This is a genomic window from Wohlfahrtiimonas larvae, from assembly GCF_002006755.1.
GTDB lineage: Bacteria > Pseudomonadota > Gammaproteobacteria > Cardiobacteriales > Wohlfahrtiimonadaceae > Wohlfahrtiimonas > Wohlfahrtiimonas larvae.
Genome location: NZ_MVDO01000036.1, coordinates 1 through 10695, shown reverse-complemented (window position 1 = coordinate 10695; position 10695 = coordinate 1). Strand labels below are relative to the sequence as shown.

9 protein-coding genes and 1 pseudogene are annotated in these 10695 nt (G+C 37.2%); 1 reads left to right on the top strand and 9 read right to left on the bottom strand.

Annotated elements, in window-relative coordinates; translation table 11 throughout:
- The 9 genes and pseudogenes from BZK14_RS02565 to leuA form a co-directional block, all read right to left on the bottom strand.
- Nucleotides 1-1030: pseudogene (locus BZK14_RS02565) on the bottom strand (hypothetical protein); the annotation flags it as partial.
- Between the two features lie 317 nt (nucleotides 1031-1347).
- A complete protein-coding gene (locus tag BZK14_RS02560) occupies nucleotides 1348-2748 on the bottom strand; it encodes an FAD-dependent oxidoreductase (protein ID WP_077925035.1) in 1401 nt (466 codons plus the stop codon).
- A 125-nt stretch (nucleotides 2749-2873) separates the two neighbouring features.
- Nucleotides 2874-4199, bottom strand: coding sequence for a tRNA uridine-5-carboxymethylaminomethyl(34) synthesis GTPase MnmE (gene mnmE, locus BZK14_RS02555; RefSeq protein WP_077925034.1), 1326 nt, complete (start codon nucleotides 4197-4199; stop codon nucleotides 2874-2876).
- A 134-nt stretch (nucleotides 4200-4333) separates the two neighbouring features.
- Nucleotides 4334-6031, bottom strand: a complete 1698-nt coding sequence (gene yidC, locus BZK14_RS02550; protein ID WP_077925033.1) for a membrane protein insertase YidC — start codon at nucleotides 6029-6031, stop codon at nucleotides 4334-4336.
- Nucleotides 6032-6069: 38 nt separating this feature from the next.
- Nucleotides 6070-6279 (bottom strand): membrane protein insertion efficiency factor YidD, encoded by a 210-nt coding sequence (gene yidD, locus BZK14_RS02545; RefSeq protein ID WP_077925032.1) that lies wholly within the window; start codon nucleotides 6277-6279, stop codon nucleotides 6070-6072.
- Entirely contained in the window at nucleotides 6276-6623 is a 348-nt protein-coding gene (gene rnpA, locus BZK14_RS02540; RefSeq protein ID WP_077925031.1) for a ribonuclease P protein component, read from the bottom strand. Before rnpA ends, yidD begins: the two co-directional genes overlap by 4 nt.
- 66 nt (nucleotides 6624-6689) lie before the next feature.
- Nucleotides 6690-6824: a 50S ribosomal protein L34 gene (gene rpmH / locus BZK14_RS02535; protein WP_077925030.1), complete on the bottom strand. Its 135-nt coding sequence runs from the start codon at nucleotides 6822-6824 to the stop codon at nucleotides 6690-6692.
- A 71-nt stretch (nucleotides 6825-6895) separates the two neighbouring features.
- The gene (gene metK, locus BZK14_RS02530) at nucleotides 6896-8098 is read right to left on the bottom strand and encodes a methionine adenosyltransferase (protein WP_281249054.1); all 1203 of its coding nucleotides are present in this window, start codon (nucleotides 8096-8098) and stop codon (nucleotides 6896-6898) included.
- Nucleotides 8099-8271: 173 nt separating this feature from the next.
- Complete coding sequence (leuA, locus tag BZK14_RS02525; protein WP_077925028.1) at nucleotides 8272-9954, bottom strand: 2-isopropylmalate synthase; 1683 nt, start codon at nucleotides 9952-9954, stop codon at nucleotides 8272-8274.
- Nucleotides 9955-10444: 490 nt separating this feature from the next.
- Between leuA and BZK14_RS02520 the strand changes: the two genes are divergently transcribed.
- The coding region (locus BZK14_RS02520) for an Ldh family oxidoreductase (protein ID WP_245831127.1) at nucleotides 10445-10695 on the top strand (251 nt) is incomplete at its 3' end.

Below are 10695 nucleotides of genomic sequence, written 5' to 3'. Positions count from 1 at the left end.
CATTTCTGTAAATTGGTTTATGCGCATCACGCAAATCAACCTGAGATGTTATATTTCCTATGACTTTACCATTATTGAGAAGGCCATCATAACCAATATTAACACCATTAATCTTCGCATGAGTTGCTAAAGGATGAATATAATCTACTCTAACCCCATCATTTGGATCAATTCCCCAAACTTCTGCCTTATTAGGCTCACCATCTGTCATCACAATCATATGATTTTGTTGACAACGATAACGCAAAGGCGTTTCCAATAATTTATATGAATAATATATGTTACCATTCTCATCTTCTTCGAAATATCCCCCACCTATATTCCAAACCATATCATTATTGTTCAGGCCAAATAAAGTAACAGGTTGACCTCTAAACATTTTTACAGCTTCATAAACCGCAGGATATAAGGGCGTTAAACCTGGGGAGGTCATAATTAATTTGGAAATAGGCTTAATAACATTTTGCTCAAATTCAGTGCTACTTAATGTACTATAGTCATCTAATGGTAAACGAATGACACTATCAAAAATACTATTATCTCCCTGATTATTTACTTGCCACAAAACAGAGATCCCTAAATATGCTTTTTCACGATATTTATATAATAACGTGCGAACAGTATGATCTAAAGCTTCTTTACGCATGACAAAGGCACAATCCATAATTCTAGGTGGTTTCTTTTTACCATTAATTAAACCATTAATCGCCTTACTATCATCCCAAGGCACATATTTGCTATCTTGAAAAGGATCATATTCACCTCTCGCCTTGCGCTCATCACTCCATGCCTTTCCTTGAGGTTCACACGCTGGTATCCCAAAACCAAAAGCATGTTCAGGTGCCATAACATCAACATTCTTCATGGATGCTGAGTCATCTAAAACCATATGAATATTAGGCTTAGCCTGTGGTGTGCTAAAAATCGGTGTTGTCGATGGTTCAAACTGATTAGCATTAGATAATGCAATCGTTCCCATTGCTGAGGCTAAAAACACAAGTTTTTGGACAGATATTTTAGAATATTTCATTGTATTTACTCACACCATTATTTGATATTTTTTATTAATCATACCGTATCTCAAACATTTAAACTTAATAATGCCAAGTACATCAGAAAAATCATGGTTAATATTTTATGTAATTACTATATAAATCTCTATTTTTTTATTTAATCCGCATAAATCTCAAATAGTTATAACTAAACTAACAGAATATTTTTCAGATACTTAACCATAAAACACATAAAAGTGTAAGTTTTTGTTCATTTGTGAAAATTTGATCTTCATCAAAAAAATCCCACACATTAAGTGCAGGATTTTATTTTCTCATTCATGGCATCTTTTAATTATACTTCAACTAAAGAGCCTTCATCTGGGCGGTCAATCTCTAGAAGATCCACTTCACCACTCAATAAAACTTCGTCAAATGCGGCTTTATCAATGTTACATTTTAAGAAGTTAGCAATTAAGTACATATCTTTTTCAGCATTACCCAAACATGATGTACCACCTGGTGATGGTGTCATGTTAAATACAATACCTGTGCCAGGATTAATCTTAGCTTCACCCATGATCAATTTACGTTGATTTTTATCAATCACTTGCGGACGAATACCACCAAATCCTCTTGCAAATTTCACATCACTTAATTCTAATGCAGGAATAATTTTCTTCATCTCTTTTAAGAATAATCGTTCACGCAAATATGGAATTTCATATAAGAAATTTGTCAAAGTATAGTTGCGAATATCCTTAACTTTCATCAATTTCCATAATGCTGACATTGTGCTAGGTGCAAGACTAAATACTTTCCAGAAATCTGCAAAAGTTTTTAAATTACGGCGTTCTAATACAGGCAATGCAATTGCTGTTGGCCCAAAACGAGTTTTACCAGGAACGGCAATGTCAGGATCACCATGAACCGCAGCAAATGGCAAATTAGGGTTTTGAACAGTATATACCTTACCGTTCAATACTTCAGGCGTGAAGTAATATGACCCCCCCATTGGTAAACATGCTAAATCTAAGCCATAACCCATTTTATGAGCAAATAATAAAGAATGACCACATGCTGAAACCACAACATATTTCGCTTCGACAACACCAACTTTTGGATTGGCTGTGTGTACTTGAAATATATCTCCCACTTTTTTGATGTCTGTGACTTTTGTTGACATCATAATGTCACAATTTGCATCTCGATTATCAGCGGCCTTTTTAGCTTCTTTTACAAAAGATTCAGATAACGCACGGTAATTACATGCAACATATTCATCCAAGGCTCCCAAAGCAAAGATTTCTTCATCTTCTGGTCGTCCTTCTACTATTTTTGGCTCAATCGCACGAATACCTTCACGGTCCAATGCTTTTAAATTTGGGAAAAGGGGTTTGAATTCTTCAAAACGCTTTCTTAAGCCATCACACTCTTCCTTACCCACACCTAAAACCATTTTTGGGTATTTGGCAACAATGCCATTACGATCTTCCTCTGCCAACTTAGTCACATAGTTAACAATCATGTTACCTGTACGCTTAGTTGCTTTAGCTTTTTCGTAAGTGTAATTTGTTTCAATGTCACCTTTATGAATCGTTTGGCTATTATTGAAACTTTGTGAGTTAACTGAAGCAATTGCATCATACTGCTCCATCAAACCTATCGATTTTAGGTCTGTAAAACGACACAACTGATATAAAAGTGACGTACCAGAAACGCCACCACCTATGATTAATACATCAAATTTTTTCATATCCCCATTCCATTCAGAGTTGACTCGACAACCTTTCATATAATACTGCAACCATATTTTTTCTCAAAAGAAATTTAATAATCATGACGAATGAAAAGTTGTCAATAAGTAGTCAATTATTCTGTTTACTTCCCAATACAAAAACTTGAGAATATTTCACCCAATAATTCATCCGTTGTGAATCTACCCGTAATTAATCCAATATCATCTTGTGCTAAACGAATTTCTTCTGCCACAAGATCGATACTATGCCCCTCATTTAATAATTTTTTGGCAACATCTAAATGACCTAAACTTTCTTTTAAAGCAATCAAGTGGCGCTCTCTCGCACTGAATGTACCTTGATTAGGCTGAAACTGTACAGCTTCTACAATTGCATCTTTTAATAGCCCAATACCATCATTACGTTTCGCTGATAGCATGATTGTATCCTCTACCCTACCAACTTCATTACCTGTTAAATCGATCTTGTTTCGAATATGTAGTATTGGCGCATTCAGTGATTCTAGTAGTATATCCTGCTCCGCACTTTGATCTTGGTCGTCATGTATCCATAAGATCAAATCTGCTTTTTTCATTGCTTCCCGAGTTCTGCGAATCCCTTCTTGCTCGATTACATCGTTTGTTTCACGCAAACCAGCTGTATCAATAATATGCAGTGGCAAGCCATGAATAATGATGCTTTCTTTCAATGTATCGCGCGTTGTCCCCGCAATATCTGTTACAATTGCACTCTCTTCACCTGATAACGCATTCAAAATACTTGATTTTCCCGCATTAGGTTTACCCGCCAATACCACCGTTAAACCATCTGTCAGTAATTTTCCTTGATTAGCATTTTGCAGTAAATTCACAATATCAGTTTCAACTGCATTCAAGCGAGCCAGTACATTGCCATCAGAGATAAAATCAATGTCTTCCTCACTAAAATCAATGGATGCTTCCACATAAACACGTAAATGAATTAATGCTTCACTGATTGTACTAGTTTTCATAGAAAACTGCCCTGATAAAGAATTCATTGCAGCTTTTGCCTGTGCTTCACTTTGGCTCATAATGAGATCATGAATGGCTTCTGCTTGGACAAGATCCAATTTACCATTTAAAAATGCACGCTCAGTAAATTCACCCGCTTTAGCAGGCTCAGCACCCAGTTCATAAACACGCTTTAGTACACGATTTAATACTACTAAACCACCATGGCCTTGCAGCTCCACAGAATCTTCACCAGTGAAAGAGTTTGGCCCTTTAAAGTAGATAGCAATACCTTCATCCATCACTTCATTTGAACCATTATAGAACTGCGTGAATGTTGCATGGCGAGCCACTAAAGATTCTTTAAGACAAATCTCTAATGCAATAGCATAACTTTGCGGGCCTGAAATACGAATAATGCCAACACCGCCAATAGAAATACCAGATGCAATCGCTGCAATGGTTGTCTCTTTCATGATTCCCTCATATAAAAAATCTCCTATAACGTCACCATTATAGGAGATTTCATATCAAATAAATTAAAAACTATACCATAAAATAATACTCCTCACTGTAGGCAAGGAGTATCACAAATAAGCATTAAATATAATTATGCTTTTGCTTTCTTTTCAGCAGCTTCAATGCGACGATTGATCAACCACTGTTGTAGGATTGTTAACAAGTTGTTCACGATCCAATATAAAACGATACCTGAAGCAAACCACAAGAACATAAAACCAAATACTAAAGGCATGAACTTCATAATTTTTGCTTGCATTGGATCTGGTGGTGGCGGGTTAAACATTTGTTGAACAAACATCGTGCCACACATAATGATTGGTAGAATGAAGTAAGGGTCCATAATTGCTAAGTCGTGAATCCATAAGATCCATGGTGCTTGGCGTAATTGAACACTTTCTTGTAACATCCAGAACAATGAAATAAAAATTGGAATCTGGATCAACATTGGCCAACAACCACCCATTGGATTCACTTTCTCTTTACGATAAAGCGCAATAGTTTCTTGGCCAATTTTCTGTTTATCGCTGCCATACAACTCTTTCAAACGTTGCATTTCTGGTGCTAAATGGCGCATTTTTGCCATTGAGCGATAACCTTTTTCAGAAAAAGGATACAGCACTAATTTCACTGTAAATGTCAACAATATAATTGACCACCCCCAGTTATTTACGAAGCCATGGAAGAACTCAAGAACAATCAACATCAATGCTGAAATTGGGCTGAACCAACCATAATCCAAAGTTAATTCTAATTTTGCATTACCTTCTTTACCATCAGCCAACTGATATTCACCAGCTGCAACTAAATTTTTCTTAATTTTTGGACCAGAATATAAGCTATTTTTAAATTCATATGTTGCGCCTGCAGGCACAGATACTGTTGTACTACCCATTAAGCGAACCATTGCGATATCACCAGGTAACTTAGCCACCTCTACCGTATGAGCACTACCATCTAACCCTAACCATGCTGAAGTAAAATATTGTTGGATCATAGCAACCCAACCATAAGTACCGTCTTGTTTAATGGCAGGAGCCTTTTCTGCAAGTTTATCAAAAGGTACTTTTTTATAAGTTTCATCACCCATAGAGAATACTGGACCAGTATAGCTAGATGCGCCCACCATATGCCCACTCGCCTTAGGGTCTTTTTGAACTAATTGAAGATAGTTCAGCCCCACCCAAGGTGTAGATGCATTATTGGTTAATTTTTGTGTAAAACCAATATCATAACTACCACGTTTAAATTCATAAGTTTTTGTTAAAATTGAACCTGTGTCAGGATCAACGTAAGTCATTGGAACAATAATGCTATCTTGGCCATCAGCCAAAACATAATGCTCTTTTTCAGCATTGAATGTCGTGACATTATGAGAGAAATTAGCTTGTCCTGTCGCACCGATCAAACCTGTCTGACTCACAAATAAACGAGATGGATTAGAAGATAACAATGCAAAAGGCACATCTTTATTCTCTAAGCTTTCAGAGTATTTCAATAATTTAACATCGGAGATATCACCACCTGCCAATGTAATATTAATAGATAATACATCCGTTTCTACTGTAATGGTTTTCGCTTGAGTTGCCATTGCATTAGGAATTACTGATGTTTCGGGTGCATTCACTGCTGGAACGGAGCCATCAGCGGCTGGCGAGATTGATTGAGAAACTTGTGCAGTTTCTGCAGTCTGAGGTGCTACGGGTAAATTTGCTGTTTGCCATTTACTAAAAACCATAAAGGCAAGCAACCCGAAGATTGCCCAGAGTATTAATCGATTATTTTGCATAGTAATATCTTTAAACTCAAAAATTAACAGAAATGCTTCTAGGGAACAGGGTCTTCACCACCATCACAAAATGGATGGCAACGGATCAAACGCCTGAATGTCAGCCAACAACCTTTGATCGCGCCATGCTTGCGAATGGCTTCAATAGAATAATTCGAGCACGATGGTGTAAATCGGCATTGCTGCCCTACCCATGGACTCAAAAATAGTTGATACATTTTAATTAATCCAATTAAAATTGTTTTCACAACCTTTCTACTTTCTCCCAATGTTGTTTCAATGATTGATGTAACAGATCACGATTATCTAAGGAAACGTTGCCTTTGACAAGCACTACTATGTCAAACCCCATCAATTTTTCTTGATTAAGCCGAAAAGATTCACGCACAATTCGCTTAACTAAATTTCTATCATGCGCTCTTTTTAGGTTCTTCTTAGCGATGGCTAGTCCGAGTCTTGCTGGCTTGGCTGACAATTGTTTTTTAACCAATACCGTAAAAAAACGATCCGATAATCGAGTAGGATGATCAAAAACATAACCAAAATCTTTGGCCGTTAATAATCGTTGTTCTCTTGTAAAACTGTATGACATCAAGATTATCTCTTTCTAAAATGTAAAAAGGCGCTATAACAGCGCCTTTTTAGCAATCACAAATGATTATGCAGATAATCTAACACGACCACGAGCGCGACGGCGATTTAAAACTTTACGACCGTTCTTAGTTGCCATACGTGCACGGAAACCGTGATCACGTGCTCTTTTGATTACGCTTGGTTGAAATGTACGTTTCATAATGAATCCTTAATATATTCTTTAACGCAAAAATAAACGAAAATTTTAGCCGTTTATCACAAAAAGTCAAGTTATAGTTTTGCTTCGCTTCGTAAAACTTCAGCTTTATCCGTCTTTTCCCAACTGAATGCCGTTGCTTTTGTTTCTACATTATCAGAATTCTGATATGTAATCTCATAAGGATCACGACCAAAGTGACCATATGCAGCTGTCGGTTGATAAATTGGGTGCAACATATCTAACATTGTTGTGATTGCATAAGGACGCAAGTCAAAATGCGCACGCACTAAACGCTCGATATCTGCTTCTGGGATTTTGTTTGTACCAAAAGTTGTGATGGAGATCGATGTAGGCTCAGCCACGCCAATTGCGTAAGAAACTTGAATTTCACATTTATCTGCCAATCCTGCTGCAACAATGTTTTTTGCAACATAACGACCTGCATATGCAGCAGATCGGTCAACCTTGGATGGATCTTTACCAGAGAAAGCACCACCACCATGGCGCGCCATACCTCCGTAAGTATCCACAATAATTTTACGACCAGTTAAACCACAGTCACCGACTGGGCCACCAATCACGAAGTTACCTGTTGGGTTAATATGGAATTTAGTATTTTCTGTAATCCACTCTTTAGGAATCACATGCTTGATGATCAACTCCATCACTGCTTCTTTCAAATCCTTTTGAGAAACATCAGGATTATGTTGAGTAGATAGAACGATTGCATCAATCCCTTGGATTTTGCCATCATTATCATACGCAAATGTGATTTGGCTTTTTGCATCTGGTCTTAACCATGGCAATAAGCCTGATTTACGAACTTCTGATTGGCGCTCCACCAAGCGGTGTGCATATGTAATCGGCGCTGGCATTAAAACGTCAGTTTCATTTGATGCATAACCAAACATTAAACCTTGGTCACCTGCACCTTGATCTTCTGGCTTAGAACGATCAACACCCTGAGCAATATCTACGCTCTGCTTACCAATCATATTAATGATTGCACAAGTTGCACCATCAAAACCCACATCTGAAGAGTTATAACCAATCCCAGTAATCACATTGCGTACTAAGTCTTCTAAATCAACCCATGCACTGGTTGAAATTTCACCTGCAATGATCGCAGCGCCAGTTTTAACCAAAGTTTCACACGCAACGCGTGCATGTCGATCTTTTTGGATGATTGCATCTAAAACAGCATCTGAAATTTGATCAGCAATTTTATCTGGATGTCCTTCTGACACAGATTCTGATGTAAATAAATAGCTCATATTGAATTCTCTCAAAGAAATGGTGAGTCCGAGGATTTTTCATCCTAAGACAATACATAGTGTACTCTTGTGTCCGAAACGTGATAGCCACCGAACACAACCCATATAACAAAAAAGTCCATCCCAATCGATGGACTTCGCTATTTTATCAACTCTACAATAAGAATCTAGAATTATTTTACTTCAACTAAACCTTTTACAATTGCGCGATTCAAAGCAGAGATGACTGCATCAATGGATGCTCTTGCTGTATTTGCATGAATTGCAACGCCAAATAACGTTTTAGCCTCCACCTGCATCTCTACAAATGCGACTGCTTCCGCTTTAGAACCTTGACTTCTTGCGTGTTCGTGATAACTCACAACATCCACATCAATGTTTAATGTTGTATTCAAAGCGTTCACCAATGCTGCAATTGGACCATTACCTTGCCCTTTCGCTGCATATTTTTGTGTTGGTGTATGAATCGCCACTGTAATTTCAGTATGGCCATTTTCATCTTCTACAATATTAATTGGCTGTTCAATGGATACAGCACCTTTATTTAAGAATTCACGATTGAACAAATCAAAAATCATCGGTGATGTGACTTCAATGCCTTTGCCATCCGCTTCATTTTGCACCACACGACTGAATTCAATCTGCAAACGGCGCGGCATATTAATGCCATGATCTTCTTCTAATAAATATGCAATACCACCTTTACCTGATTGGCTGTTTACACGAATAACCGCTTCATATGAACGCCCCACATCCAAAGGATCAATCGGCAAATAAGGCACCTTCCACATTTGATTAGGATTATTTTTAATGTCGGATAAACCTTTGCGAATTGCATCTTGATGTGAACCAGAAAATGCAGTAAATACCAACTCACCTGCATAGGGATGACGAGGATGTACTTTAATTGCTGTACAATACTCCACTTCGCGCACAACTTTATTGATTTGTGAAAAATTTAATTCAGGATCCACGCCTTGTGTGTACATATTCAATGCCAATGTAATTAAATCCACATTACCTGTGCGCTCGCCATGACCAAATAAACAGCCTTCTACACGATCACCACCAGCCATCAAGCCCAACTCTGTCGCAGCGACAGCACAACCACGATCATTGTGCGTATGTAAACTCACAATCACGCTATCACGGCAGCTGATATTACGACAAAAATATTCGATTTGATCCGCATATACATTGGGTGTTGCCATTTCTACCGTTGCAGGCAAGTTAAAGATGACTGGCTTTTCTGGCGTTGGCTTAACAACCTCAACAACAGCTTCACAGACTTCGACCGCAAATTCCATTTCAGTATCTGTGAAAATTTCTGGTGAATATTCAAATGTCCAATCTGTTTCAGGATATTTCTTCGCTTCTTCAACTGCCAAACTCATACCAAATACTGCCAACGCTTTGACTTCTTCTTTTGTTTTATTGAATACTACACGGCGAAATGTTGGAGATGTTGCATTATAGATATGAACAATCGCTTGTTTACAACCCTTCAATGATTCAAATGTTCGTACAACTAAATCTTCACGTGATTGCGTCAATACTTGGATCGTCACATCTTCTGGAATGCGATTTTCTTCAATCAAACGGCGCACAAATGTGAATTCAGTATCAGAAGCTGATGGAAAAGCCACCTCAATCTCTTTGAATCCACATTCGATCAATAAATCAAACATTCTTAATTTTTGTTCGATATTCATAGGCTCAATCAAAGCCTGATTGCCATCACGTAAGTCTGATGATAACCAACGTGGTGCTTTATCGATCACTTGATCTGGCCAAGTGCGATCTTTTAATTTCAATGGTGCAAATGATTGATATTTAGTTTCTGGGTTATGGATCATGATTTTTCCTCTATTCCTGCTGAATTAAATCTTATGTTTCAAATAATTTGTTTATAAAGTTGTTTTTAGAATGATAATCGCAGCAATAAAGCATAACACCATACGAACCAACGTCGATGATCACGATTTAACATAGAATTTGTAGAACTTGGGTACTTATACGTAATAAACATTAAAAATCTCTTCTCGTTTCTTATTCAAAATAACTGCTATGTCGATAGACACAGCGAAGGCTGCAATCTTTGCGATTACAGCAGAATAAGTCGTAGTAGGGATTTGTTCATTACATTAGTTTTCATACCAATTAACATAAATTGATTTTAAACTTTCGTCAAGCAGAAAAATATATTTATTATTTTTAATAAAAAACGTACATTTGATCAATTTTTCATACAACATCATTCATATGCGTAATCACCTACCCTTATGTGTATATTTCTCGTTATACTAAAATTAAATTTTTACTAGCAATTTTTCAAAGGAAGAAATTATGTCTGAAGAAAAAATGAAACTCGTTACATTTGATGAATTAAAATCTCTCATGAAAAATAAATTCATGAAAGCAGGTTTGCCTGAAATTCATGCCGAAGCTGTGGCTGATCATTTAGCGTATGCTGATTCTCGTGGCGTTCATTCTCATGGTGCTGTGCGTGTAGAATATTACTCAGAGCGCATCAATAAAGGCGGCAGCAATCCTAACCCTAACATTACGTTTGATCAGAAATCTGCAAGCATTGGGAT